Consider the following 23,604-nt stretch of genomic DNA (forward strand, 5'->3'; position numbering starts at 1 on the left):
CCAAACCTCGGAACCGAACCTCTTCAACGTTCAGGATTCAGGATTAATCAAGGCTTATGGCAACGAAATTTCCAAAATTTAGCCAAGACCTTGCCCAAGACCCGACCACACGGCGGATCTGGTACGGGATTGCCACAGCGCACGATTTTGAAAGCCACGATGGCATGACCGAAGAAAATCTTTACCAAAAGATTTTTGCTTCTCACTTCGGCCACCTAGCAATCATTTTCTTGTGGACTTCGGGCAGCCTGTTCCACGTAGCATGGCAAGGTAACTTTGAACAGTGGATTAAAGACCCCCTAAATGTCCGCCCGATCGCTCACGCGATTTGGGACCCTCAATTCGGCGCTCCTGCTGTAGAAGCTTTCACTCAAGCTGGCGCTTCTAACCCGGTGGACATCTCTTACTCTGGTGTCTACCATTGGTGGTTCACCCAAGGGATTCGGACAAACGCCGACCTGTATCAAGGAGCTATCTTCTTGCTACTACTGGCGGCTGTCTTCCTGTTCGCAGGTTGGTTGCACCTCCAGCCCAAGTACCGCCCGAGCTTGTCTTGGTTCAAGAATGCTGAATCTCGCCTCAACCACCACTTGGCTGGTTTGTTCGGTGTCAGCTCTTTGGCTTGGACTGGTCACATGGTTCACGTTGCTATCCCCGAATCTCGCGGACAGCACGTAGGTTGGGAAAACTTCTTGTCTACCCCGCCTCACCCGGCCGGTTTGGCTCCGTTCTTCACTGGTAACTGGGGCGTATACGCCGAGAACCCAGATGCAGCGAGCCATGTCTTCGGTACTTCCGAAGGCGCTGGAACAGCAATTCTGACTTTCTTGGGTGGCTTCCATCCTCAGACAGAATCTCTGTGGTTGACAGACATTGCTCATCACCACTTGGCGATCGCAGTTCTGTTTATCGTTGCCGGTCATATGTACCGGACTAACTTCGGTATCGGTCACAGCATCAAAGAGATGTTGGATTCTAAGGCAGGTTTGGTAGGCGGCAAGAGTGAAGGTCAGTTCAACCTGCCTCACCAAGGCCTCTACGAAACCTACAACAACTCGCTGCACTTCCAACTGGCATTTCACCTCGCTGCTTTGGGCGTGATTACCTCCTTGGTCGCGCAGCATATGTACGCAATGCCTCCCTACGCTTTCATAGCGCAGGATCACACGACAATGGCTGCGTTGTACACCCACCACCAGTACATTGCTGGTTTCATCATGGTCGGCGCTTTCGCCCACGGAGCTATCTTCTTGGTGCGGGACTACGATCCTGAAGCAAATAAAGGCAACGTGCTCGATCGCGTGTTGCAGCACAAAGAAGCGATTATCTCTCACTTGAGCTGGGTCTCGCTGTTCTTGGGCTTCCACACTCTCGGCCTGTACGTTCACAACGACGTTGTAGTCGCTTTCGGAACTCCCGAAAAACAAATCTTGATTGAACCAGTGTTCGCACAGTTCATCCAAGCTGCTCACGGGAAGGCTCTCTACGGCATGGACGTGCTGTTGTCTAACCCTGACAGCATTGCTTCTACCGCTTGGCCGAACTACGCTAACGTGTGGCTCCCCGGCTGGTTGGATGCGATCAACAACGGTACTAATTCTCTGTTCTTGGCGATCGGACCTGGCGATTTCTTGGTTCACCACGCGATCGCACTAGGCTTGCACACCACTACCTTGATTTTGGTCAAGGGCGCTCTGGATGCACGCGGTTCTAAGCTGATGCCGGACAAAAAAGACTTCGGTTATGCTTTCCCTTGCGACGGCCCCGGCCGTGGCGGTACCTGCGATGTCTCTGCTTGGGACGCCATGTACCTGTCTGTCTTCTGGATGTTGAACACCCTAGCTTGGGTAACGTTCTACTGGCACTGGAAGCACCTGGGCATCTGGCAAGGTAATGTGGCTCAGTTTAACGAGTCTTCTACCTACCTGATGGGCTGGTTCCGCGATTACCTCTGGCTGTATTCTTCTCAGTTGATCAACGGTTACAACCCGTATGGTACTAACAACTTGTCAGTCTGGGCTTGGATGTTCTTATTCGGACACCTCGTTTGGGCAACTGGTTTCATGTTCCTGATCTCTTGGAGAGGTTACTGGCAAGAGTTGATCGAGACTTTGGTTTGGGCTCACGAGCGCACTCCTTTGGCTAACTTGGTTCGCTGGAAAGACAAGCCTGTTGCTTTGTCGATCGTCCAAGGTCGTTTGGTTGGCTTAGTTCACTTTACTGTGGGCAACGTCCTCACTTACGCGGCCTTTGTAATTGCCTCGACGGCCGGGAAATTCGGGTAACTCTGAACTCTGGTTTCTAGGTAATTAAATGAAATCCCCTGCCTTATGGCGGGGGATTTTTTTGTATAGAAGAAGGAAGTTCGGCAACGGATTCTGTAACGGATGTAACGGATGTAACGGATGTAATGGATTTCAGGAATCAGGAAAATGCAGTCCGATTGATGTTCATCGGTGGGAGAATGCGAAATGGTTGGCTGAGTCTGTCAAGCAGGAATAAAAGTGCGATCAATCCTCTAAACCTCATTTTGCGTAATAATAGAGAAAATCCTGAGTTTTCAACATGGTTCAACTGTCTTATGACTGGAATAATGAGGCTTATGTGTCTCTGCATCTGGTTCAGACAATGCTGGAAATGGTGGGTTTGCCTCGGAAAAGTAGTTATTCTCACTGGATTCCAGAGTTTAAGGTTAAAGTACCTAGACTGACTGCCAATAGTCAGATGGTTTGGACTCAAAAAGAGGTTGATTTCTTAGTAGAAGACTTGAGTAGGTATATTAACTTTCTGGTTGAAATTAAGACGGCTAAAACTAGACTTGATGCGGCAGCTCGCATTCAGTTAGAAACATATCTGAAATACTCTCATACAAGATTTGGGATACTGATTGACCCATTTTCAGTGGAGATTTACGAATATACACAAGGGTTCGCGACTCTAAAGTGTAAGCACAATATAGAAAACCCAGAACAAGTTCAATCAGTAGCAAATTTCGTTAGCAACTTTTTGGATACAGTTAAAATGCGTACAATTGCAATTCATACATCCAAGGGCGGAGTTGGTAAAACTACTTTAGTTGTCAATATTGCCTATGAGCTGGCAAAACTAGGTAACAGAGTTTTAGTTATTGACTTAGACGATCAAGCCCATGCCAGCCTCTCCTTGGGAGTCAACAAAGCTGAAGACTTTGACAAAGCTTCTACCTTAGAAGAGTTTGAAAAAGTTTTGGATTCTTTTCAGGATAGAAAAGAAGTTGTAGAGTTTTTGAAAGACTATGAAACCCAAAGTTTTAACTACAAAGAATATATACAAATTTCCCCTGTTAATCAAATTTTTAGTAAAACAGGCTGTGCTGGGAAAATAGATGTTTTACCCAGTAGCTACAAAACTACAGATGCTGCTCTTGTAAACTTAGGCGGTATTCGTGAAAAGCGACTGGATAAGGCTTTGCGACAATCGGGTATAGCTAGTGAATATGATTATGTAGTTATCGATACACCGCCAAGTGCTACTGCCATCGCTCTTAATGGACTTTATGCAGCTCAATATGTGGTTATCCCATCCCAAATGGAATATCTTTCAGTCTATGGCATCAGAACCCCAATCAGACGAGCTAGGGAAGTTCAAGAGGAAATGGGAAAGCGGGGAGTTATTTTGGGGATTGTGCCAATGATGACCGAAAAAAATGTAAAACTTCATACTACAATTAAGCAGTTAGTGAAGCAAAGATTTCCGGGGATCACTATTCTGCCGGAAATAAAGAGAGCTGCTGCTGTTGGTCAAGCATCTCAAGCTCGTCAGCCTCTTTCTTTATTTGCGGAACAGAATAGAGGGGCTGCCGATGCCGTAAAGCAATTCAGCGAATTAACCCAACAGATAGTGGCAAGAATCAATCAGATTGAAAGTTCAGTAGGAATGTAGAAATGGTAAAATTTTATAAAGGGATTCAGAGTCAGCCTTGCCTTGTAGTTTTAAATCAGATTGAGATTTCTCAAGAAAAATCGGGAACTTCAAAGTCTGATTTAAAAAAAGTTTCCGAAAGCTTGAAGGTGTGGGAATTTAACTTGGCCCTGCCAATCATTTGTATTACTGACGAGGAAGACAAATACCACTTGCTAACTGGGCTACCAATCTATGAAGCAGCAGTTGAAGCAGAGCTTGAGCGAATTTGGGTATTTCTAATTGCAGCCAAACAACCAGAAGCAGAATTAGCGATTGAACAAGCTGTTTTGCAGTCAAAGCTGAATGAAAGAGTTGTTGAGCCTCAAGATGTTACAGATTTCTTGGATTTTATTAACAATCCAAAATCTGACCTTACCTCAATCCCTGGAGTTAAAGATGGATACGCAAAGCTGATCCGCGATAAGCGTGTTTACAGTTCTCTGGAAGATATACAGAAAAAACTAGGTGCTAAGCGGGGCTTAAATTGGCTAAGAGCATACAAGCAATCAAAAAGCTAAGTCCAGTTTCGAGAAGTTCGATCGCCCTCGACCCCTCAAATCTCCCCATTCACCTGCATCTGATGTACTTTGTCAGCCAACTCTTGCAGGCGCTTTTCGTCCAACTCGTCGATCGCCAGCATTCCGACATATATAATTTCTTTCAGCGTTAGTCTGGTTGCTAGCGCCTTTTTCTGCACAAGATCCTTGATAATTGGGCTGACTCCGATCGCGGTACTGGCTCTAGTCACAAAAATAACGGGAGATTAATTAACAACTTTGACTAAATCTTAGCACCTTTAAGTTAAGGTTTTAGCTGCGATGCAAAATGTTTAAGCGCGTCTTGACAAGACGAGACACGAAGGTTTATATTGAAGATGTGGAAAGAGCGATCGCCCTCAACCCCTCAAATCTCCCCATTTACCTGCATTTGATGTACTTTGTCCGCCAACTCTTGGCGACTTTCCTTATCGAGTGCATCAATTGCCAGCATTCCCAAATAAACGACTTCCTTCTGGGTGAGTCTGGTCGCTTGGGCTTGTTTTTGAATGACTTCCTTAATCACGGAACTGACCGCGATCGCAGTATTAGTTTTTGCCACGAAGAATAATCAACTATGAATAACTTTCCTTGATGTTAGCATCCTAAGTCAGATTCAGTGCGATAATGTTTGACAATCTACAGTTAATCATGCTATAGTGTAAAACATACAAAAAAGCGATCGCCCCCGGTCTAGACAACTTAAGGTCGATCGCCCTATTCTTCCAAAACCTCAACCAAATCCTCAACCATCACATCAAAAGTTCGAGCTAACCTCCGCAGGCAAGTAAAGTCTACCATTGCCATTTCAGGACGACGAGCATAGCTTCTGACGGTGCTATAAATTACCCCAGAGCGATCGGATACTTCCTTAAGCGTCCAACCCTTCTCCGCCGCTAGTTCCCGAATTTTTAGCCTGACTAAACCCATGCTTGAGAGTTGATGCAATTGCGTAGTTATTTTATAAAGATAGATTATTTTGACCGAGGATGCTCAAGGTCGATCGGCTATTCCTCAATAATCTCCACCAAGTCCTCAATCATCACATCAAATGCCCGCGCTAACTTGTACAGGGCGGTAAAGTCAACCATTGATATTTCGGAACGACGAGCATAGCTGGTTATGGTGCTGTAGATCACGCCGGATCGCTCAGCCACCTCCTTGAATGTCCAGCCCCTCTCGGCCGCTAACTCTCGCACTTTAACTCTGACTAAACCCATACTTGACAAATAATGCAGTTGCGTTTTAAGATAATTATATCTGAAAAAGCAATCGCCCCAATCTCGAATGCTCAAGGTCGATCGGCTATTCTTCCAAAACCTCAACCAAATCCTCAATCATCACATCAAAAGTTCGAGCTAATTTCAGCAGTAAGGTAAAGTCAACCGTTGTCAGCCCCGGACAGCGGGCATAGTGCTTGACAGTGTTGTACACCACCCCAGAACGTTCTGAAACTTCCTTGAATGTCCAGCCTTTCTCGGCGGCTAGTTCTCTGACTTTAATTCTAACTAAACCCATGCTTGACAATGGGTGTTATAACACCTTACAATAATTTAATCTGAAAAAGCGATCGCCCTCTGGCCTCGAAAACTAAAAGGCGATCGTTTTCAAAACTTAAATAGACAGTTACTAGCTGTCTGACCTACCATCAATAGATTTATCTACAATCAGAATAGGCACTTACTATGATATCAGATACTTCGAGAAAATCATCGGCGATCGCAGAATCCAAGATAATTCACAAATCTCCCATCCTGCATCCGCTGGCGCGATTCGTCACCGAAGAAACAGTCGCACTGCTGTTCGATATCGCAGTAGACGAGATTTACCGCATCGAATGCTGCCGCTACATGGTTTACGTGCACGGTAAAAGCATCAGCCGGTTTGTCAGCTACGCCGATTTTCCCCCAATTATAGAAGTAAAGCCGATCGCCCTTCAAGATTTTGGCAGATGGTACAAACGCTGGAAAAGCAAGCTAGCACCGGCATTTTGGACTAAATTCTACACGCACAAGTTTAAAAAAGCTGTTTCAGTTGACAGATTGCTGGAGTGGGGGCTCTTGGTAGCTAATGTTAAATCGGTGATTTCAGGGGCCGCGCTGCAACAGCTACGAGATGTTTACGCCCAAGAAAAAGATTTGATGGAAAAATTTTAAAGTGCGATCGCACGAGCAACTGTGAGAATGGGCACAGGCACAATTCAAATAAATGGCTAATGGATACAATGGAGGTAGAAAATGGACAATCACCATGCCTAGAAAAATTCGCGAGTTAAAAGCTCAGATTACCCGCGAAGGCTTTATTTGGCAAAACGCGGAAAAAGTAGCCATGAGAGATGGCAGCATCCTTTGATTTGCAAAACCTTAACAATTCCAGGCAAAGACGGAGATGATGTGCCACGCTATGAGAGAGAAGCAGTTGGCAATATTGTTAGCGGAACTCGACGAGTTAAAGCAAAAAGATTCATGAATCGATACAGTATGAGCATCCAATGGTCTGACGAAGATCAACTTTTCCTAGTGACAATTCCAGAATTTGCCGATCGCGTGATCATGCCCTGTACCCACGGCAAAACCCGCGAAGCAGCCATCCGACATGGCGAAGAAGTGCTCGAAATGTATCTAGAAGCTTGGCAGGAAGAAGGTGAACCCATCCCGGAACCTAGCATTCTTCAAATCGCCTGAGTATAATCCAAAGCCGAAAAGTTTGTGAATCGCAGCTATCCTTCTTCGTGAATCGCCTGTTCTCTTTGTCTATTAAACTGAGACAATTAGACGATGGAATTAGACTATTGATGAATTTCTGATTTTACCGATCGCGATTTAACTTTTAAAACACTTCATCTTCGATTCCCACCCACCATTCGCCCAGATTCATTAAATCCCGGTGGAGGTCGGCAAGTTCTATCATATATTCTTCAGTCGAAATCTCCGATCGCCTTTCTTGCAGTTTTTTCAGCCGCAGTTGCACCAACAGCCACGGTTTAGAAATCCCGTCGGTTGCTTCGATATATTTTGCGACATCTTGGCTATTCATGATTTTTTTTTAGATGGGATTTTTTTTACCGCAGAGAGCGCAGAGAGCGCAGAGGAGGAGAAGAGAGAGGTGTATATTTATGATGCTAATTTATTTAATATCATACCTTTTTTGAAATCGATTAAACAACTCTCTTTTTTCCAGGTCAGTTGCAACTTATATTTTGCACCATTGTCGAGAACAGGCAAGATGCCTGTTCCACAAAGAATGAGTTCTGTTGTGTGGTGGGATTCTAGGCCGCCCGCCAACATCTTTTACCTGTAATCTGAAGTCTGAATGTTCTTCAACTTCGCTGCGTATTTCATGCCGTATTCCGGGCGGCAGAAGCGATCGATCTGAGACTCGAAAAACGCCCGATTCGCCTTCAAATGCTTCGGATTTGGATCGTCCAAAGGATACAGTAGGGCAACCCGCAAAGCTTGAATCACCCCCGAAGTAACGCAGTACATCGATCGCTGGAACGTTACGCCAATTTGATTGAGAATATCATCTTCGCCGCGACACCGCTGTTTGTAGAAATCCATCAAATAAGGCGGCAGGAAGTGCAGCATATCTTGTGCTAGCAAAGTCGGCGGAATTCCGGCAGTACCTACTGGGAATTTATCTGCATACAAAACTCCGTAGTGGAAGTCTTTTTGATCGTCGGGAACTTCCTTGGCTTGCGCGTTGTACGATTTGGTTCCCCGGAACGGCGAAGTGCGGTAAAATATAGCTTCTACATAAGGTAGCGCTGCTTCGTACAGCCAAGTGAAACCTTTAGATTTCGGGATGATTTCGTAGGTTTCGCCGTCGATGAGAACGTGGTGGTAAATCGGACGACCGGCGATCGCAAATATGCCATTTGTGATGAAATCCATCGCCTGCGGGACAGTGGTAACTTTGCCTTCGTCGTACAAGTCGGAAACTTCAAAAAATACCGGGGCCATTACTTCCCAAAACAAGCCGAGATTGCTGTAATAAGACATCTGGCGGCACTGTTCTAAAAACATTTCGGGGAATGCTTTGTGCAGCGCCAGCATGAACGGGTCTTTTTTGAAGTAAGCTTTAATGGCGCGATCGGCATTAGCTTTGTATTCGTCGCTGTCGAGATAAGGGTCAAACTGATTGACAGGAACGTACATCCCCCGGTGCCAAAGCATCGACCTCATGACCTCTTCGGCAAATTCCATGTTAATGCGATCGTGCCACAAATGGTGAAACAGTCGCGACTTTTTGCCGGTTTCCCCATTTTCCATGAACTCCAAGAGTTCTGGGTGGGCACTTCCAGTCCCCCGCCAAATCCGCAAATCTGCACCGTCACCTGAATAGTGATTTTGCAAATCTAAATACTCCTGGGGTAAGAAGTATTTAAAGAAGGGAAGCGGGTTTAAAAATACCCGTTCCGCGATGTAAAGCAAATCCCGCCAGTAGAAGTCCATCGGCACCGCGTAGGCTTTCCAAATAGCGATGATTTGCATCAGATTTTCCGGCGTATCTGGAATCATCGCGCCGCCAGCTTCCAGTCTGTGAATTACTTCAGCAAATTCGTGCTTAGAAGGAGGCAATTTAGTGGCTGGTTTAGTAGGAGTTTGTACCATTGTTTGTTCCTTGATTTGAATGAATCTCAATATTTAGAAATATTCGGAATTCGGTCTAGGGCTTACGCACAGGCAGTCAGAAATTTGGTTCCTTTACGAATATTCTTCGTTAAGGTCACGAGGAAGGGTAAAAAATTAAGGTTTGAATGTTTTTATGCCTCCAGGAATGTCGGAGGCAATCTTCTTGTTCGCAATCCCAGGCTCTGCGGACATATAGCGCAAAATTTTGCAGTTAATCGTCGTTCTTGTCATCCCAAGGCTCCCGGCCTTGGGGAGAGCGGATGTTAATTAATGAGCCGTTCGAGCGAGTAATAGAAAAAGCATTAAATTCATCGTCGTCCATCTCGCCAACAACTCTGATTGTTTCACCTTTTGATACATTAATATCGCGCCACCGGCGGGGGCCGACATCGATTCTAATTCGACCGCTGCCGTCGTCAATAATCCACTCATTGTCATCAGCATCTCCAAAACCGACTATTTTCCCAGAGATGGTAGTTGGTGTTCTCGACGGTTGCAAATCGCTGATTCGAGTTAGGGCTTGTGCAAAGGCAGAAGTGGCTGATCCAGATGAAAGAATGGTTGTCACTGCGAGCAAACTAAAAAGTTTTTTCCGTTTCATGAGTTCTTATTTCCTGGCAATCAGTGCTATTTTGTCAGTTAGCTAAAACTATCGCGTCTATTTATGAAACTGCCGTCGTTGACGGATCTATCCTATTTTAACACATTTATAATCTGCTGCAACAAGGAAGAAGAAGAAAGCAGAAAGCAGAAGAAAGCAGAATCATCAAAGACTCGTACTTTTTCCATCCCCCACTTTCTCACGCTCTATTTCTCCGGCTGATAGCTAACAGCTACTTGAGAATATCTACCCGTTGACAGAGTTACTGCGATCGCATTTGTAGTAGATTCGCTCCACTTCAGCAGCCACACTGGTTGCACTCCCAAGAAGAAAATGATCGCGGCTAAAACTAGGGCTGGCATATTTTCGGCAAACTTAACTGGAGGATAGTAAGCCGTGGCGTTGTCCAACTTTCCAAAACAGGTGCGGTTGAGCAGAATTACAAAGTAAACTGCTGTTAACCCCGAGGCTAAAATGCACAGTAAAGTCGGAATTGGAAATGCAGAAAAACTGCCTTGGAATACTAAAAATTCGGCGATAAAACCGACCAAACCGGGAATGCCGGCGCTTGCCATGCCACCCAAAACTAACAGCGAGCTCGCCGTGGGTAAACCCCGCATCGGATTCATCAAGCCGTTGAGCACGTCCAAATCCCGCGTGCCGGCTTTGGTTTCGATGATGCCTACTAGATAAAACAGCAAAGCTAGAATTAAGCCGTGGCTGACCATTTGCCCGACAGCACCGATTAAGGCGAGTTTGGTGCCCGCGGCGCAGGCGACGAGGATGTAGCCCATATGCCCGATCGAACTATAGGCTACCATGCGCTTGATGTCTTTTTGGGCGATCGCGCTCAAAGCACCGTACATCACGCTCACCGTCCCAATTATCGCTAAACCGGGAGCGATAATCGACCAAGTTTCGGGAAACATCTGCAAACCAAACCGGATCAAACCGTAAGTTCCCAACTTCGCCAAAACGCCTCCCAACAAAATTGCGGTTGCTGGCGAAGCTTCGACGTAGGCATCTGGTAGCCAAGTGTGCAGGGGAACTAAAGGAATTTTAATTGCCAACCCCAGCAGCACAATTGTTAGCAGGATTAATTGCGTTTTCAAGGACAAGTCTTGAGTAGTAATCGCACTGTAATCGAAGTTTAAAGAGCCGCTCAGCCAAGCTACACCCAAAAATCCCGCTAAAACTAAAAGTCCCGAAACTGCCGTGTAAATCAGAAACTTCATCGCAGCGTATTCCCGCTGCTTGCCGCCCCAAATCGCAATCAACAGGTAAAACGGAATTAATTCTAGTTCGTAAAACAGGACGAACAGCAGCAAATTTTGAGACATTAAAGCTCCCACCACCCCCGCATTGATCAGTAAAATCAAAGAGTAATAAAGTTGGGGGCGAGCGATTTCTTCACCGGTACCATAGATTACTAATACCGTCAGCAATCCGGTTAAAACCACCAGTGGCAAAGATAAGCCATCAACCCCTAAGTTGTAGCTCAAACCTAATTGGGGAATCCAAGGCAAATATTCTTGAAATTGCAGTCCTGAATTTGTCGTATCAAATTGAGTCAACAGCAGGATATTCAACAGAAAAACAGCAGCAGCGAAAGCGGAGGCTACTGAACGCACCCGCATCGTATTCATGTTTCCGGGCAAGAACCCGACTACCGCAGCGCCCAACGCGGGCAACCAGAGCAAGGCACTAAGCATAATGTGTGAAGAGTGAAGAGTAAAGAATCTATTTTGTAGGCTTTTGTGATTAATAATGTGAGATTTTAGATATTAACCTTCTCCCCTATTATCAATCACAAATTGCATCACTAATCAGCAAGAATACTGACTGCACCCGTGTCTAAATCGTAGTATCCACCAACAACTTTCAGTTTGTTCTCCTCAATTAACTTAGAGATAACTGGAGATGCTTTCAACCTTTTAGCTTGCAGCAAAACATTGGCTTTTACGGCATTTTCTAGATGATCGCCCGTTTGACCTTTCGAGCTTTCTACAGCAGGCTTAATTGCTTCTAGCAAACTGCCAATTTGACCGGGAACCTGAGCTCCTTTGATGGTTGCGTCTACCGCACCGCATCTTTTATGCCCGACTACCACAAGCACTTTTGCTCCAAGTACCAGAGTGCCAAATTCCAAGCTGCCAATTTCTTCTGGGGTAGCCACATTTCCGGCCACGCGACAGACAAATAAATCTCCAAATCCCTGATCGAAAATAATCTCGGAAGGAAAGCGGGAATCTGCACAGCCAAGAATAGCAGCAAAGGGTTTTTGATCTTTGGCTACTTCGGTGAGGCGGGGGAAGTCTTGGTGGGGACTTGTGCGTTTTTTGTCAACAAATCGCTTGTTCCCATCCATTAAGCTTTTCAAAGCTGCATCGGGATTCATGTCATTTTGAGCAATTGCTGGTGCCGGTGCAGCCACATCAGCGCCGACTCGTGCTGCGAGTATTCCTGTACCTATTGCTCCTGCTACAAATTTGAGTGAATTGCGTCGGGAAAGATTGACTGGTCGGTTATTGTCTTTCATGTACTTGGGATTGTTGGATCGGGTTTGAAATCTTTATTCAAGAGTTCATTTATTTAAAATTTTAGGTTGTAAATGTCACCTAAAATTTTATACGTTATATCTCTTTACCCACCAACAATCAACGAGAGGCGAGCCAACAGAGGCCAGCTTACTAGCAGTCCCAAAAGTGCAACTCCGAACAAAATTGTCAGGGCGTAAAATTGAGTTTGACCGTTGACGTTGTATTTGAGGCTCTGTCCGCCGAAAACTGTGGCTAAACCGATTAAGTTTACGAATCCGTCAACAATATTGCGATCGATCCAGGATATGATTTGGGATATCAGACCGACTGCAAATATCACGGTCACGCGGTAAAGTTGGGCGGTGTAAAAGTCGTAAGCAAAGAAGTCTTGCACGGCTTGAGAACCAATTCGCACTGGTTTTTCCCACTTTTCGTTCAGGTAAATAAATGCTCCGCCACCAATGCCGATCGCACTTGACAAAACTAACAGTCCCGCTGCTGTATAATTCAAAGTTGCCAAAGGCAGCAATTGCCACGCGACGAGCAAGTGCGGAACGTGCAAGGTAAATCCCATTAACACGGTCATCGGCAAGATAAAAGGCCAGGAAACTTCGGGGGAACGTTCGGTCATTTGCTTTGGTTTACCACCAAAAACTAAACCGAAAACGCGCACTAAGCCAAAAGCAGTTACACCGTTGACAAACAGCAGGACTCCTAACAGTGAAGGGTGGGTATTCCAAAACCCGCCTGCTAGTTCCGATAACGCCCAGAAGCAGCCGAAGGGTGGCAGTCCAATTACTCCAGCAGCGCCGACAAGAAAGGATATGCCGGATATCGGCCGCTTCGCCCACAAACCGCCTAGAGAGCGGACATCCTGAGTAATGCTGTTCCAAACTACCGAACCGATGCTCATCACCAACAAACCCATTGCCAAGGTGTAGGCAAACATTAATGTCAGGGCTGTCTGGGTTTGTCCGGTACCGACGGCGATAAATACCAAGCCCATGTAAGAGCTAACTATATAGGAAAGTGTGCGTTTGATGTCGATTTGGGCGATCGCAATTAAGGAAGCACCAACGGCCGTTGCAGCACCTACAATAATAGTTGTCTTCAGTCCCACGGGCGACAAAGCGATGACCGGCTGCAATTTAATCAAAATCCAAGCGCCGGTTTCCACAACTACCGTGTTCCGCAAAATCGTTGCCGGCAAGGGGCCTTCCATCGCTTCATCCAGCCACAGGTGCAGGGGAAATTGAGCGCATTTGCCCATCGGGCCGGCAATCAAAGCTAAACTCAACAGCGTCGCCACTGTGGGGTCAATGTTTGCAGTCTGAGCCCAAACTGCCAACTCGTCAAAATTCCAAGTTCCCGCCAGCGGCAGAATTGCCACTACTCCCATCAGCAGGAATAAGTCTCCCACGCGCTTAGTCAAGAAAGCGTCGCGGGCTCCTGTCACCACCAAAGACTGATTGAACCACAGCCCGATTAGCAGGTAAGTTCCCAGAGTCAGGACTTCCAGAATCATGTAGCTGAAAAACAGAGAGTTGGACAAAACCAAGCCGCACATCCCCGCTTCAAACAGCCCCATCAGGGAAAAGAACCTCGCCCAGCCCCAGTCCATTTCCATGTAGCCGACTGCATAAATCTGCGCCAGAAAATTTAGTCCGGTAATCAAAACTGTCGCCCCGACGGTGACAGCAGAGATTTCTACGGGAATGGTTAAGTCTAAACCTGCCACATTCAGCCAGGGAATTAACTGGTGTTGCGCCGGTTGGTTCCAGATAGCTGTCAGGGCGATGACGCCGTGGACGAAAGCGAAGAAAGTTAAGATGGCGTTGACGTAACCGGAGGGTCTAGGCCCCGTGCGGCGAGTTATTGCTGGGAACCACAGTATCGAGAGAAATGCGCCGATGAGTGGATAGCAAGGTATAAACCAAACGGTCTGGAGTAGGATTTGAGCCATTGGCATTACCTGTAATTGTTACAAAAATTAAACAATCTGAGAATAATCTCGATCGTCAGAAGTAAAGATTTTTTGGGGTGACTGCGAGTTTCCTGTCGTTTTGAAGCCTGGAGCTGCAAAAATAGACTTATTAATTTTATATTAAGGATTGCCTGAAATTTTCATATTCCCTGATTCAGCATACTTATATAGAGATAAACTCTACTTATATGATGGAAATATCAGAGGGCGGTTGAAACCTGGTTTACACAAACGATGTCCGGATGGTGCGCGGACTAAGAGAGGATAACATAGGTCTTCAACCCGCTTGGAGTGGGTTTTGCCTGTATAGACGCGGTTTAAACCGCGAGCGTCTTCTAAGGATTAAAGTTGCTCAATTTCCCTAGCTAGTTGTGGGAGTTGGGCTTGTCGCTGTCCGATCGCCCTTGCCCTAACATTCAAAAGACCGATCGGCGTATTGAACAAATCTACCAGATCGGCGCGGGCGATCGCGCCTTTGGCCGCAGCAATCGGTAATTCCTTTAACAACCACCTAGCCAGCCGATACAAATATTCCCCTGTGGTGAATTCTCGCATCAAATCCACACCGTGGAGTTCGTGCAAATATTTATTCGACTCGCCGTAGCGATACCATTGACTGTGCAACTGTTTCAGTGTACTGCGGTGCCGGTGTCGGACGATCGCACTTTCGGCAAAATACATTTTATATGATGTTTCCCGCAAAATCCGCCAACACAAGTCAGCATCGCCGCCACTGGTGAGGTAAGGGCGAAATAATCCTATTTGTTGTAAAACTAGCCTCCGTACAGCTAAATTTGCGGTTTGGCCGTAGGGACAAAAAAGGTGAGCGAGAGTATGTTTTTGAGATAAAGTATTTTGGCGGGCTGCGTGTTTTTCTAAGAGACTATTACCGGGGAGGGCGAGGATTTCACCGCAGGTAATTCCTATTTCTAAGTCAGCAAACGGTTTAACTAAATTTTCCAACCATTGAGTTTCGGGGCGACAGTCTGCATCGGTAAAGGCGATGATTTCGCCTGTGGAGGCGCGAATCCCTTGATTGCGGGCGGCGTAGGAACTTTGAATCTTATTTTCGCTGAGATTGCGAATGGTGATTTGATTATTACTTCCCTTCTTACTTCCCCCCCTTAGCAAGGGGGGGACTGAGGGGGGGTTAGATGCTGCGGTTTGGAGGATGGTTGAAGTGCGATCGCGACTTTTGTTGTCTACTAACAGATATTCTACACTGTGTGACGGGTAAGTTTGCGATCGCAGGCACTCGATCAACTCCGGCAAATCCATCTCGCCGTTGTAAACAGGCACAACCACCGAAACCTCCGGTAAAAACGTTTTAGTCATTCACAAACAACCTTAAACGATAGCATAACTAATATTGAGTAAGATTAAACGAACCGCGAAGGCGCTAAGGAGGCTAAGGAAGATAAATAAGCAAATGTAGTTCTTCCTTTGTCCTATAAGCCTCTTCGCGGTTCTTCAAATAATTAAAAAGCCTTACTAAGTTCCATTGCATTAACTGGATATAAATTGTCAAAATTATAACTTCCGAGCCTTAAACAGGCAAGATGCCTGTTCCACAACTCCATTCAGTTCTTGTGGAACAGGCATCTTGCCTCTGTCTTTCAAATAGTAGAAAATATCTCTATACATCCCCTGTGCAATCCGTTACCCAATCCGTTCTCAACTGTTTCTCGTCAACATCAGAGTCATTAACACTAACGCCCCATTAGTTAAATAAAAAATGCCAACAACCTGAGTTTCCAACCACCCGCACAACTCTAAATGATGGTGCAGTGGAGCCATTCTTAACAGACGCTTGCCGATTCCATCAGGCCCTTTTGTAGCTTTGTAATAACCTATTTGAGCAATTACTGACAGCGTTTCTACAAAGAAAATCCCGCTGATTATTAATAATATCCAAAGGCTATTTGTTAATAAAGCTACCGCACCCAACGCACCGCCCAAAGCTAAAGCCCCTGTATCGCCCATAAACACACTGGCTGGATTGCGGTTGTGTGCTAAGAAACCGAAACAACTGCCGCTGATGCAGGCGCAAAATATCATTAATTCTGGCGAAGTAGAGGCTACAGATGCGCCTAATCCCAAAAGTGCGATCGCGCCCAAACCGCCCATCAATCCGTCAACACCATCGGTAAGATTAGTAGCATTGCTTTCGGCAACTAGCACAAAACCAGCCAGTGGCCAGAAAAGCAAACCTAATGGCAATACCCAACCGAAAGGCAAAGCAACATTTGTAGAAATAGCAGGTTGATGAAACATCAGCCACAGACAAAATAGAGCAGCAAAACTTATTTGCAAAGCCAATTTCATCCGAGGAGAAATACCTTTGTTCGACTTACGTCGCAGAATTTGCCAGTCATCTATCCAGCCAATGAAACCGTAAGCTAAAGTTAAAGCCGATACGGCAACAACATCTGAGTTAAACTTAGACCAAAGTAAAGCGACTGCTACCCCTGCCGGTACAAAAAAGATACCTCCCATTGTCGGCGTTCCCGCTTTTTTCAAATGGGCTTGGGGGCCATCTTCGCGAATTATTTGTCCGGCTTTTAGTTGCTGGAGTAAGGGCACAACTACATAGCCCAACCCCGACGCAACTAAAGCACAAACAACTAGCGGCATAAATAGTGATGCAGGTAAATTCAAAAATCTACCCGCTGCTACATCTAAACCGATCGCTACAATGCCTAGTCCCAAACCCAGCAGCAGGAATAAATTCTTGCCTGTAAGTTTGAGAGGCAGACTAAAAGGGATTTTCTCATCCAAAAAATTATCCATAACACTCCTCACCACACACTATTTGAGAATAAGCAATTGACAATGGGGGGATAGGGTGCGATACAGGAGATTGAGAAATCTCTTAGTTTTTCTTCCCTGTTTCCTGTTGATTTCTTCACCCTTCTACCCGTTATTCTTCGCCTACACTCACATCCTCTTCTACTTCTTCTTCTAAATCATCGTAAGGACTGTCGTCAACTGCCATCAGTTCAGAAATTTCTTCTTCGTGTCGATAGTCGGGTTCTTGGACATCCCTTGCTAACAGGCGATTGTTAGATTCCAACCAGTCTAAAAGAGAAGATTGCTGCTTTAATGGAATTACATCCGCAGGCAAGTGGCGAGGTATTTGACGCAGAGATGGGTTGTACATGATTCTCGGTTTTTAAAGACAAAGACGCGATCGAGTAGAGGTAACGTTTTGCCGACGGACTGCTCATTTGATCAAGCACTTGCAAATCGGGCATTTAGCAAGGCTAAAGCATTATACCACAGGCACTGTTTGGTTCCGGATCGGATAAGATGGGAGACCCAAAAGGCGATCGCCCCCAAGCATGGGCATGAGGATAACACTAAAATCCGCTCTTGCCAATCCTTCTTTAGCCCTAAGCATTGTAATCTGAGACGATCGTCTTTAAAATATCACGCGACAGGTGGCGATCCTATTCTGCAAGCTTCGCTAAGGGCAAGGCGTTGATTCACAACAGTCTCCTGGTTTTTCATCAAAGCCTGAGCCCGAATGCCCTCTGGCTTCTTCAGTCAACTCTCAAGCAATAAATCTCAGAATGGATATAACGGCAGCGGTTTTATACAACAAAGAGGGTTACCACACCGGAGGGCAAAAACTTCTGGGGCGTCATTCAGCCGGAGAAGGGTTTCTCAAAAGCTTAGTCCAACACGGAACCGCTAACTCTCTCTACTGTTGCGCCGATAGCGAAACAACCTTTAAGGAGTTTTGTTCGCACATCCAACCTTGGCTGCAAAAACCTCGGAAAGTCCGCTGGATTCCGATGGAACGACCGGATTTGCTATCTCAACCGGGCACAATTTACCGACCCGATCCGGTTCTGTCGCAGATGGTTTGGGCGCGCAGATTTGTCGATCAGCGGGCCTACAGCGTTTGCGGCGTTACTCACACGATCGGTACAAAATACATCATGGACGCGATCGGCGATTTGATCACCGCACCCATGCAGCCTTGGGACGCCCTGATCTGCACCTCTGCAGCCGTGAAAACAGCAGTAGAAGGAGTTATGAGGGAGTGGTCTGAATATTTAGCCCAGCGTAACGGCGGTAAACCGGAAATTTTGGTCAAATTCCCCGTTATTCCCCTAGGAGTCGATTGCAGCGCGTTTCCGCAGGGTGTGGAAGCAGTTAATAGTCGCCGCCAACTGCGACAAGAACTCGGCATTTCTCCCGAAGATATTGTTGTGTTATTTGTGGGTCGATTGACTTTTTCTGCAAAAGCTCATCCGGTACCCATGTACATCGCCCTAGAACGGGCATCACAACAGACAAAAGCCAAAATCCACTTAATTCAAGCCGGTTGGATCGAAGATCCGAGAGAAGAACCCGACTTTAAAAATAGTGCACAAATATTTTGTCCCTCGGTCAATGCTATTTTTTTAGATGGGAGACAGCCGGAAATTAGAATAAATATTTGGTCGGCGGCAGACATTTTCATTTCGCTTTCCGACAACATTCAAGAATCCTTCGGACTGACACCAATAGAAGCCATGGCGAACGGACTGCCGGCCATAGTCTCCGATTGGAACGGATACAAAGAATCTGTACGCCACGAAATAGAGGGCTTCCGCATTCCCACACTCATCCCGCCCCCAGAATCTTGTTTAGATTTAGCCCTAAATTATCTTGACGGCAGCTTAAATTGGCCGACTTACATGGGTCACACTTCCCTAGCCACAGCAGTTGACATTGATGCTTGCACCCTGGCGTTGTGCCAATTAATTGAAAACCCCGAATTGAGAAAGCGGATGGGGGAAAATGCGAGACAAAGGGCAAAAGAAATTTATGATTGGAAAGTAGTAATTGCTGCTTACGAACAATTGTGGCAGGAATTAGCAGAAATTCGCCTTGCCGCACCGGAGTCAGCACCTTTAAAACCTGGGAAGCCGCCTTATCCCCTAGGCGACGATCCGTTTCGGGTATTGGGTAATTATGCGACTAGAAGTTTAAGCAATGAGATGATGCTGAGTCTGGGTGCGATCGCCACACCAGAACTTTTCAAGCAGGTACAGACAATTAGGTTTACCAGTTTTGGTGAGGATAGGAGAAGATCTGTTAGCATTCAGATGGAGATATTGGATACAATTAAGCACGAAGGTGCGATCAGTGTGGGGGAAGTTATCCGACGCTACGTTAAAAACGAGCAAGAATTAGCATACCTATATCGGACGATGCTCTATCTGGTGAAATTTGGTATCTTAGTTATTAGTCATTAATCTATGTAGGGTGCACACTGGACACAGACAAACCCAATAATAAGCGCGCTAAAAACGACTTGTCGCGTAATTTATAAATAATATTGAACGCGAACTCAAGAATATTTTTTCCTTCTTCATCCCTCTTCCTAAAAAAATATATGCTTAGAAAATCTGCACTATTAGAGATAATTGCTGGTAAGAATCGCGGTTTGCTGGCCACTCCCAGCGACAAACAAGCGATTTTAAGTGCGATCGCCCAATTGGAAGATTACAACCCCACAACACGCCCTGTCGAAGCTGCAGAGCTTTTAAATGGAGATTGGCGGTTATTGTACACCACCAGCCGCGAACTGCTGAATCTTGACAGTTTTCCCTTGGTGAAATTGGGTCAAATTTATCAATCTATCCGCGTCAAAGAATCTAAAATTTACAACATTGGCGAACTTTACGGCTTGCCTTATTTGGAAGGAATTGTCAGTGTAGCGGCGAGATTTGAGCCAACTTCGGAACGGCGAGTGCAGGTGAAGTTTGAGCGGTCTATAGTAGGTTTAAGCAGGTTGATTGGCTATGAATATCCGGGGAAGTTTATCGATGAGATTGAGTCGGGGAAAAAGTTCGCTGCTGTAGATTTCGGGCTGGATACTCGCGAACAGCAGGGATGGCTGGATATTACTTATTTGGATAAAGATTTGCGGATTGGACGGGGGAATAAAGACAGTGTTTTTGTATTGACAAAAGAGTGATTTTGTGATGTGTGATTAAGTGCGATCGCCCCTTAACTCATTCTCAATTTATCTTTCCTTCATCCGCGTTAATCTGCGGTTACAAATCAAAAATATATCCCTTTTGTCAACAGTTCAAGACTTCATAAATATTGTTACTCCGTCAGTTTTGTCTGTTCTTTCTTTTCCGTCGGCATTGACTTTCTGACAGCTAGCATCAACTCCGCTTCGCTACATCGATACAAATCTCGCATTCGGAATACTTGCCAAACTTCCATCTTTGGCAAGGTTCGGCTTTTTTCCCAGTTGCGAATTGAAGACTCCGCGCATTCTAGTTCCCGTGCTACGTCTAAGATTGTCAGCCCTGCACGTTCTCTCAAGGCTCTCAAATCCATAGCTGAATAAACCTTTCAATATAACAAGTGTTAATATTTAGCGCCAAGTATTGACACATGAGGTGAGTTTGGTGTTTAATCATAGTAGTAGAGGCGTTAGTCGATTTCCGGCAAGAGACTTACTAACGCCCTTTCCTGTAGTCCATAGAGGATACTAAACCATCATGCCACAAAACGGTTATCAACAGGGATTCACTGCGAATCCTCGGGCGATCGCGTACCAAAAACGCCTTTACCCTTGGGCGATTGCCAAACTCATGCCCAGTATGCAGCGGGCGATTGTGGGGCGATTTCGCAGTCGATCGGATGCTGACGGACACTTGCTGTGTCTGCGTCAACTGATGCCTCAAGCAACCCTTGTCGTAGTTTTTGACTTGCAACCAGACTTAGAAGTACCAATTGCTGCGCCCACAGCAATTCGATAAGCAGAAGGATCTGATCCCCCCCTTAAAAAAGGGGGGCTATAAAAATTGACAAATTACTAACTACTAATTACCGCAGCAGATAAATATCAACCTAAGTTAGGATAATTTTATCCTCAATTTGCTTTTAAATCATGACTTCTACAACTGCCAAATTCATCGTGTCTCAAGTGGGAGAAATTCCCCAATGGCAAGCCGCGACATGGGAAGATTATGTAGCAGCCTGCGAAGATCCATCTTTGGAGGAAGCCAGAATATTTTTTTATGAAGGATATCTTTGGATAGACATGGGTAATGAAGGGCCTCAGCACGCCAGATTTAACGATCTGTTTACTATCATATTTTTCGTGTGGTTTACTACCAAAATAGGACAAACTTTTGATTCTCTCAGCGGTTGTGTAATTGAGAAACCTAAAGTGGGAGCGGGTGCACCAGATAAAGTTTTATACATCGGCGGAGATTTCCACCAATGGCAAAAAGGGGAACCCCGCCGAATTAATCTGAATCAGTCGCGAGTTCCCGATTTAGTCGGGGAGATAGCCGATACTACTTTGGCCAGCGATTTAGATGAAAAAAAGCGGTTGTATGCTGCTTTGGGAATTCCTGAGTATTGGGTAGTAGATATTAAGGGCGAGACAGTTTTGGCATTTCGCTTGCAGGAAAACGGGAAATATCAGGAATGCGACATTTCCGGTGCTCTTGAGGGATTGCCAATTGCTTTACTATCGGAGACTTTGAAACTTTTGGGTGATGGAAATGGGACGGCTGCGATGCGGTTTGCTCAACAAATTGGGAAGTTGTAGAGAAGTTAGCGAAAAGTGCGTGAAGCGTAGCTATCCCGTAGGGAATCGCTCTTAATTTTTTACACACTTATAGCCTCAATCATAACATATAATAAAAATATATCTGCCCTGTTAATCTGCCATGAATGTACAATCTGTTTCGCGTTATGTCGCACGTCACCCTGAAATCTTGCAAAGCGAACCAATTATCGCAGGAACCAGGACTTCCGTTCGGGCGATCGTGGAATTGTGGCGTTTGGGTATAACTCCTGAAGAAATCCCCATGCACTTACCTCACCTGAAATTAGCTCAAATTTTTGACGCGCTGAGCTTTTATTTGGATAACCAGGAAGAAATAAATACTTATATTGAGCGCAATCGAATTCCTGAAGAATTGATTCATCCTGCTGTTAAAGCTGCAATGAGAAAGCCGTGAAACTGTTTGCAACCATTTATGTTTGCAACCATTTATACAGATGAAGATGTTTCTAGGCTTGTAGCTACTTTACTGCTGGGTAGAGGGTTCGATGTGACGACAACCAGCGAACAGGGAATGCTGAGTAAATCCGATAGCCAACAATTAGCTTACGCAGCATCTATGGAGCGATGTTTGCTCACCCATAATCGCGTAGACTTTGAGCGACTGCATCTAGATTATATGACAGAAGGAAAACAACATTCTGGGATTATTGTGATTCCTCAAAAGAACGCCTATGAGATTGCTCAACGGGTTGCTATTTTATTAAATACGCTAACGGCTGATGAAATCGCCAATCAGCTTTTATATGTATAAAGCGATCGCACTCTAGCCCCAAAAACCGATCGCACTCTCCTCCAAAAATGCGATCAAAATTATCGGCGTCTATTTGCGTCATCAGCCTCAATCTGCGGTAAAAAAGATTAATCGCCTCGCTTACAATCATAAAAAATCTAAAATCTAACATCATAAAAAAATGCTCCGACTATCCCAAACCCAACTCAAAATCCTCGAAGAATGCCCCCGCAAATTCCAACACAGCTACCTCGAACTACTCGCCACCACCGCCTCCCCAGAACACAAAGAAAAACTCACATGGGGAAGCCACTTTCACCTATTAATGCAGCAGCGAGAACTCGGACTTCCCATTGAATTTATCATCCAACAAGACCCCGAACTGGGACGCTGTGTGGCAGCATTTATCAACACCGCACCCGAACTTTTCGCCAATTCAGAAAATAGCGATAGAATTTTCCGCCAAGCCGAACACCCCCGCACCCTAATTTTCCAAGACTACCTATTCACCGTTATCTATGACTTGCTAATAGCAGAACCAAACGCCGCCCAAATTCTCGACTGGAAAACCTATCCCCGCCCTCAAAAATCAAAATGGATAGCCGAAAGTTGGCAAACTCGCCTCTATTTATATGTTTTAGTAGAAACCAGTGACTATTCCCCCGAACAAGTTTCCATGACATACTGGTTCGTACAATTGCAAGGAGAAGAACCGCCGCAAAAACTCACATTTTATTACAACCAAACAGAACACGATCGCACAAAACAAGATTTAACCCACCTATTGCACCAGCTAACCGACTGGCGACAGCGCTATGGTGAAGGCGGCGAATTCTTCCCCCAAGTAGAAATTAGTTCCAATCTTTGCGCTTCCTGTCAATTCGCCACTCGCTGCAACCGCACACAAGATACCAAAGCTTCCTCACTAAATCTTCCCGCAGAAACTCCCGCAAATTGGCTGCCAAATCTTGCTATAATCGACGAAATATTTATTTAACATAACTGATAACTCTCTACAATCTAAAAAATCTAATTGAAAATCT

The 23,604-nt window shown here is 45.5% G+C and carries 28 protein-coding genes; 14 read left to right on the forward strand and 14 right to left on the reverse strand.

All coding sequences use genetic code 11. From position 1 onward, the window contains the following. Positions 1 to 56 precede the first annotated feature (56 nt). The 3 genes from psaB (at position 57) to QUA44_RS03945 (ending at position 4,460) form a co-directional block, all read left to right on the forward strand. A complete protein-coding gene (gene psaB / locus QUA44_RS03935) occupies positions 57 to 2,285 on the forward strand; it encodes a photosystem I core protein PsaB (protein WP_333248275.1) in 2,229 nt (742 codons plus the stop codon). Between the two features lie 280 nt (positions 2,286 to 2,565). Then, positions 2,566 to 3,921 (forward strand): ParA family protein, encoded by a 1,356-nt coding sequence (locus QUA44_RS03940; protein WP_333248273.1) that lies wholly within the window; start codon positions 2,566 to 2,568, stop codon positions 3,919 to 3,921. A gap of 2 nt (positions 3,922 to 3,923) precedes the next feature. Then, positions 3,924 to 4,460, forward strand: coding sequence for a hypothetical protein (locus QUA44_RS03945; RefSeq protein ID WP_333248271.1), 537 nt, complete (start codon positions 3,924 to 3,926; stop codon positions 4,458 to 4,460). A 35-nt stretch (positions 4,461 to 4,495) separates the two neighbouring features. Here the strand turns inward: QUA44_RS03945 and QUA44_RS03950 are convergent, their stop codons facing one another. Next, the gene (locus tag QUA44_RS03950) at positions 4,496 to 4,690 is read right to left on the reverse strand and encodes a hypothetical protein (protein WP_236506338.1); all 195 of its coding nucleotides are present in this window, start codon (positions 4,688 to 4,690) and stop codon (positions 4,496 to 4,498) included. Between the two features lie 77 nt (positions 4,691 to 4,767). On the opposite strand from QUA44_RS03950, the gene QUA44_RS03955 reads away from it, so the two are divergent. Continuing rightward, positions 4,768 to 5,049 (forward strand): hypothetical protein, encoded by a 282-nt coding sequence (locus QUA44_RS03955; RefSeq protein WP_333309506.1) that lies wholly within the window; start codon positions 4,768 to 4,770, stop codon positions 5,047 to 5,049. Between the two features lie 146 nt (positions 5,050 to 5,195). Here QUA44_RS03955 and QUA44_RS03960 read toward each other — a convergent pair whose 3' ends face one another. From QUA44_RS03960 to QUA44_RS03970, 3 genes are all read right to left on the reverse strand, one after another. Continuing rightward, entirely contained in the window at positions 5,196 to 5,408 is a 213-nt protein-coding gene (locus QUA44_RS03960) for a helix-turn-helix transcriptional regulator (RefSeq protein WP_333248269.1), read from the reverse strand. A gap of 77 nt (positions 5,409 to 5,485) precedes the next feature. Continuing rightward, positions 5,486 to 5,698 carry a helix-turn-helix domain-containing protein gene (locus QUA44_RS03965; protein ID WP_006631308.1) on the reverse strand — a complete coding sequence of 71 codons (213 nt, stop codon included), beginning with the start codon at positions 5,696 to 5,698 and terminating at the stop codon, positions 5,486 to 5,488. Positions 5,699 to 5,783: 85 nt separating this feature from the next. After that, positions 5,784 to 5,996, reverse strand: a complete 213-nt coding sequence (locus QUA44_RS03970; protein ID WP_006631306.1) for a helix-turn-helix domain-containing protein — start codon at positions 5,994 to 5,996, stop codon at positions 5,784 to 5,786. Between the two features lie 167 nt (positions 5,997 to 6,163). Here QUA44_RS03970 and QUA44_RS03975 point away from each other — a divergent pair, with 167 nt between their 5' ends. From QUA44_RS03975 to QUA44_RS03985, 3 genes are all read left to right on the forward strand, one after another. Further along, positions 6,164 to 6,634 carry a hypothetical protein gene (locus QUA44_RS03975; RefSeq protein ID WP_333248267.1) on the forward strand — a complete coding sequence of 157 codons (471 nt, stop codon included), beginning with the start codon at positions 6,164 to 6,166 and terminating at the stop codon, positions 6,632 to 6,634. Between the two features lie 52 nt (positions 6,635 to 6,686). Beyond that, positions 6,687 to 6,830 (forward strand): hypothetical protein, encoded by a 144-nt coding sequence (locus QUA44_RS03980; RefSeq protein WP_333309508.1) that lies wholly within the window; start codon positions 6,687 to 6,689, stop codon positions 6,828 to 6,830. Between the two features lie 113 nt (positions 6,831 to 6,943). After that, positions 6,944 to 7,162, forward strand: coding sequence for a type II toxin-antitoxin system HicB family antitoxin (locus QUA44_RS03985; protein WP_333248537.1), 219 nt, complete (start codon positions 6,944 to 6,946; stop codon positions 7,160 to 7,162). A gap of 145 nt (positions 7,163 to 7,307) precedes the next feature. Here QUA44_RS03985 and QUA44_RS03990 read toward each other — a convergent pair whose 3' ends face one another. The 9 genes from QUA44_RS03990 to QUA44_RS04030 form a co-directional block, all read right to left on the reverse strand. Beyond that, the gene (locus tag QUA44_RS03990; RefSeq protein WP_333248265.1) at positions 7,308 to 7,514 is read right to left on the reverse strand and encodes a hypothetical protein; all 207 of its coding nucleotides are present in this window, start codon (positions 7,512 to 7,514) and stop codon (positions 7,308 to 7,310) included. 254 nt (positions 7,515 to 7,768) lie between these two features. Continuing rightward, positions 7,769 to 9,091, reverse strand: a complete 1,323-nt coding sequence (locus QUA44_RS03995; RefSeq protein ID WP_333248263.1) for a CO2 hydration protein — start codon at positions 9,089 to 9,091, stop codon at positions 7,769 to 7,771. Between the two features lie 232 nt (positions 9,092 to 9,323). Then, complete coding sequence (locus tag QUA44_RS04000; RefSeq protein ID WP_333248261.1) at positions 9,324 to 9,713, reverse strand: NirD/YgiW/YdeI family stress tolerance protein; 390 nt, start codon at positions 9,711 to 9,713, stop codon at positions 9,324 to 9,326. A gap of 206 nt (positions 9,714 to 9,919) precedes the next feature. Then, positions 9,920 to 11,425, reverse strand: coding sequence for an NADH-quinone oxidoreductase subunit M (locus tag QUA44_RS04005; RefSeq protein ID WP_333248259.1), 1,506 nt, complete (start codon positions 11,423 to 11,425; stop codon positions 9,920 to 9,922). Between the two features lie 110 nt (positions 11,426 to 11,535). After that, positions 11,536 to 12,252, reverse strand: a complete 717-nt coding sequence (locus QUA44_RS04010; protein WP_333088094.1) for a carbonic anhydrase — start codon at positions 12,250 to 12,252, stop codon at positions 11,536 to 11,538. Between the two features lie 104 nt (positions 12,253 to 12,356). Beyond that, on the reverse strand, positions 12,357 to 14,216 hold the full coding sequence (locus QUA44_RS04015) for an NAD(P)H-quinone oxidoreductase subunit F (RefSeq protein WP_333248258.1): 1,860 nt from the start codon (positions 14,214 to 14,216) through the stop codon (positions 12,357 to 12,359). A gap of 363 nt (positions 14,217 to 14,579) precedes the next feature. Further along, positions 14,580 to 15,572 carry a glycosyltransferase gene (locus QUA44_RS04020; RefSeq protein ID WP_333248256.1) on the reverse strand — a complete coding sequence of 331 codons (993 nt, stop codon included), beginning with the start codon at positions 15,570 to 15,572 and terminating at the stop codon, positions 14,580 to 14,582. A gap of 339 nt (positions 15,573 to 15,911) precedes the next feature. Continuing rightward, entirely contained in the window at positions 15,912 to 17,027 is a 1,116-nt protein-coding gene (gene mraY, locus QUA44_RS04025; RefSeq protein ID WP_333248254.1) for a phospho-N-acetylmuramoyl-pentapeptide-transferase, read from the reverse strand. Positions 17,028 to 17,157: 130 nt separating this feature from the next. Continuing rightward, entirely contained in the window at positions 17,158 to 17,397 is a 240-nt protein-coding gene (locus QUA44_RS04030) for a DUF3134 domain-containing protein (protein WP_333248253.1), read from the reverse strand. 412 nt (positions 17,398 to 17,809) lie between these two features. On the opposite strand from QUA44_RS04030, the gene QUA44_RS04035 reads away from it, so the two are divergent. Both QUA44_RS04035 and QUA44_RS04040 read left to right on the forward strand, forming a co-directional pair. Continuing rightward, positions 17,810 to 19,486: a glycosyltransferase family 4 protein gene (locus QUA44_RS04035; protein WP_333248251.1), complete on the forward strand. Its 1,677-nt coding sequence runs from the start codon at positions 17,810 to 17,812 to the stop codon at positions 19,484 to 19,486. 140 nt (positions 19,487 to 19,626) lie between these two features. After that, positions 19,627 to 20,211, forward strand: coding sequence for a PAP/fibrillin family protein (locus QUA44_RS04040; RefSeq protein ID WP_333248249.1), 585 nt, complete (start codon positions 19,627 to 19,629; stop codon positions 20,209 to 20,211). 134 nt (positions 20,212 to 20,345) lie between these two features. On the opposite strand, the gene QUA44_RS04045 is transcribed toward QUA44_RS04040, so the two are convergent. Further along, positions 20,346 to 20,585, reverse strand: a complete 240-nt coding sequence (locus tag QUA44_RS04045) for a helix-turn-helix transcriptional regulator (RefSeq protein ID WP_333228438.1) — start codon at positions 20,583 to 20,585, stop codon at positions 20,346 to 20,348. 164 nt (positions 20,586 to 20,749) lie between these two features. On the opposite strand from QUA44_RS04045, the gene QUA44_RS04050 reads away from it, so the two are divergent. The 5 genes from QUA44_RS04050 (at position 20,750) to QUA44_RS04070 (ending at position 23,558) form a co-directional block, all read left to right on the forward strand. Continuing rightward, on the forward strand, positions 20,750 to 21,010 hold the full coding sequence (locus QUA44_RS04050; protein ID WP_333248248.1) for a hypothetical protein: 261 nt from the start codon (positions 20,750 to 20,752) through the stop codon (positions 21,008 to 21,010). Positions 21,011 to 21,141: 131 nt separating this feature from the next. After that, a complete protein-coding gene (locus tag QUA44_RS04055; RefSeq protein WP_333248246.1) occupies positions 21,142 to 21,810 on the forward strand; it encodes a Uma2 family endonuclease in 669 nt (222 codons plus the stop codon). 121 nt (positions 21,811 to 21,931) lie between these two features. After that, positions 21,932 to 22,225, forward strand: coding sequence for a DUF433 domain-containing protein (locus QUA44_RS04060; protein ID WP_333140545.1), 294 nt, complete (start codon positions 21,932 to 21,934; stop codon positions 22,223 to 22,225). An 18-nt stretch (positions 22,226 to 22,243) separates the two neighbouring features. Continuing rightward, positions 22,244 to 22,582 carry a DUF5615 family PIN-like protein gene (locus QUA44_RS04065; protein WP_333248245.1) on the forward strand — a complete coding sequence of 113 codons (339 nt, stop codon included), beginning with the start codon at positions 22,244 to 22,246 and terminating at the stop codon, positions 22,580 to 22,582. Positions 22,583 to 22,742: 160 nt separating this feature from the next. Further along, positions 22,743 to 23,558: a PD-(D/E)XK nuclease family protein gene (locus tag QUA44_RS04070; RefSeq protein ID WP_333248243.1), complete on the forward strand. Its 816-nt coding sequence runs from the start codon at positions 22,743 to 22,745 to the stop codon at positions 23,556 to 23,558. The last annotated feature ends 46 nt before the right edge of the window (positions 23,559 to 23,604 follow it).

The organism is Microcoleus sp. N9_A2 (assembly GCF_036701775.1).
Taxonomy (GTDB): Bacteria; Cyanobacteriota; Cyanobacteriia; order Cyanobacteriales; family Microcoleaceae; genus Microcoleus.

Bases quoted from the DNA above. Each gene is read 5' to 3' on its own strand.
- mraY (WP_333248254.1), bottom strand. From the start codon at position 17,027: ATGGATAATTTTTTGGATGAGAAAATCCCTTTTAGTCTGCCTCTCAAA.
- QUA44_RS03940 (WP_333248273.1), top strand. From the start codon at position 2,566: ATGGTTCAACTGTCTTATGACTGGAATAATGAGGCTTATGTGTCTCTG.
- QUA44_RS04010 (WP_333088094.1), bottom strand. From the start codon at position 12,252: ATGAAAGACAATAACCGACCAGTCAATCTTTCCCGACGCAATTCACTC.
- QUA44_RS04040 (WP_333248249.1), top strand. From the start codon at position 19,627: ATGCTTAGAAAATCTGCACTATTAGAGATAATTGCTGGTAAGAATCGC.
- QUA44_RS03960 (WP_333248269.1), bottom strand. From the start codon at position 5,408: ATGGGTTTAGTCAGGCTAAAAATTCGGGAACTAGCGGCGGAGAAGGGT.
- QUA44_RS03985 (WP_333248537.1), top strand. From the start codon at position 6,944: ATGAATCGATACAGTATGAGCATCCAATGGTCTGACGAAGATCAACTT.
- QUA44_RS03990 (WP_333248265.1), bottom strand. From the start codon at position 7,514: ATGAATAGCCAAGATGTCGCAAAATATATCGAAGCAACCGACGGGATT.
- QUA44_RS04015 (WP_333248258.1), bottom strand. From the start codon at position 14,216: ATGGCTCAAATCCTACTCCAGACCGTTTGGTTTATACCTTGCTATCCA.
- QUA44_RS04020 (WP_333248256.1), bottom strand. From the start codon at position 15,572: ATGACTAAAACGTTTTTACCGGAGGTTTCGGTGGTTGTGCCTGTTTAC.
- QUA44_RS04005 (WP_333248259.1), bottom strand. From the start codon at position 11,425: ATGCTTAGTGCCTTGCTCTGGTTGCCCGCGTTGGGCGCTGCGGTAGTC.
- QUA44_RS03975 (WP_333248267.1), top strand. From the start codon at position 6,164: ATGATATCAGATACTTCGAGAAAATCATCGGCGATCGCAGAATCCAAG.
- QUA44_RS04030 (WP_333248253.1), bottom strand. From the start codon at position 17,397: ATGTACAACCCATCTCTGCGTCAAATACCTCGCCACTTGCCTGCGGAT.
- psaB (WP_333248275.1), top strand. From the start codon at position 57: ATGGCAACGAAATTTCCAAAATTTAGCCAAGACCTTGCCCAAGACCCG.
- QUA44_RS04065 (WP_333248245.1), top strand. From the start codon at position 22,244: ATGTTTGCAACCATTTATACAGATGAAGATGTTTCTAGGCTTGTAGCT.
- QUA44_RS04070 (WP_333248243.1), top strand. From the start codon at position 22,743: ATGCTCCGACTATCCCAAACCCAACTCAAAATCCTCGAAGAATGCCCC.
- QUA44_RS04000 (WP_333248261.1), bottom strand. From the start codon at position 9,713: ATGAAACGGAAAAAACTTTTTAGTTTGCTCGCAGTGACAACCATTCTT.
- QUA44_RS04035 (WP_333248251.1), top strand. From the start codon at position 17,810: ATGGATATAACGGCAGCGGTTTTATACAACAAAGAGGGTTACCACACC.
- QUA44_RS03995 (WP_333248263.1), bottom strand. From the start codon at position 9,091: ATGGTACAAACTCCTACTAAACCAGCCACTAAATTGCCTCCTTCTAAG.
- QUA44_RS04045 (WP_333228438.1), bottom strand. From the start codon at position 20,585: ATGGATTTGAGAGCCTTGAGAGAACGTGCAGGGCTGACAATCTTAGAC.
- QUA44_RS04060 (WP_333140545.1), top strand. From the start codon at position 21,932: ATGAATGTACAATCTGTTTCGCGTTATGTCGCACGTCACCCTGAAATC.
- QUA44_RS03965 (WP_006631308.1), bottom strand. From the start codon at position 5,698: ATGGGTTTAGTCAGAGTTAAAGTGCGAGAGTTAGCGGCCGAGAGGGGC.
- QUA44_RS03980 (WP_333309508.1), top strand. From the start codon at position 6,687: ATGGCTAATGGATACAATGGAGGTAGAAAATGGACAATCACCATGCCT.
- QUA44_RS04055 (WP_333248246.1), top strand. From the start codon at position 21,142: ATGACTTCTACAACTGCCAAATTCATCGTGTCTCAAGTGGGAGAAATT.
- QUA44_RS03970 (WP_006631306.1), bottom strand. From the start codon at position 5,996: ATGGGTTTAGTTAGAATTAAAGTCAGAGAACTAGCCGCCGAGAAAGGC.
- QUA44_RS04050 (WP_333248248.1), top strand. From the start codon at position 20,750: ATGCCACAAAACGGTTATCAACAGGGATTCACTGCGAATCCTCGGGCG.
- QUA44_RS03955 (WP_333309506.1), top strand. From the start codon at position 4,768: ATGTTTAAGCGCGTCTTGACAAGACGAGACACGAAGGTTTATATTGAA.
- QUA44_RS03945 (WP_333248271.1), top strand. From the start codon at position 3,924: ATGGTAAAATTTTATAAAGGGATTCAGAGTCAGCCTTGCCTTGTAGTT.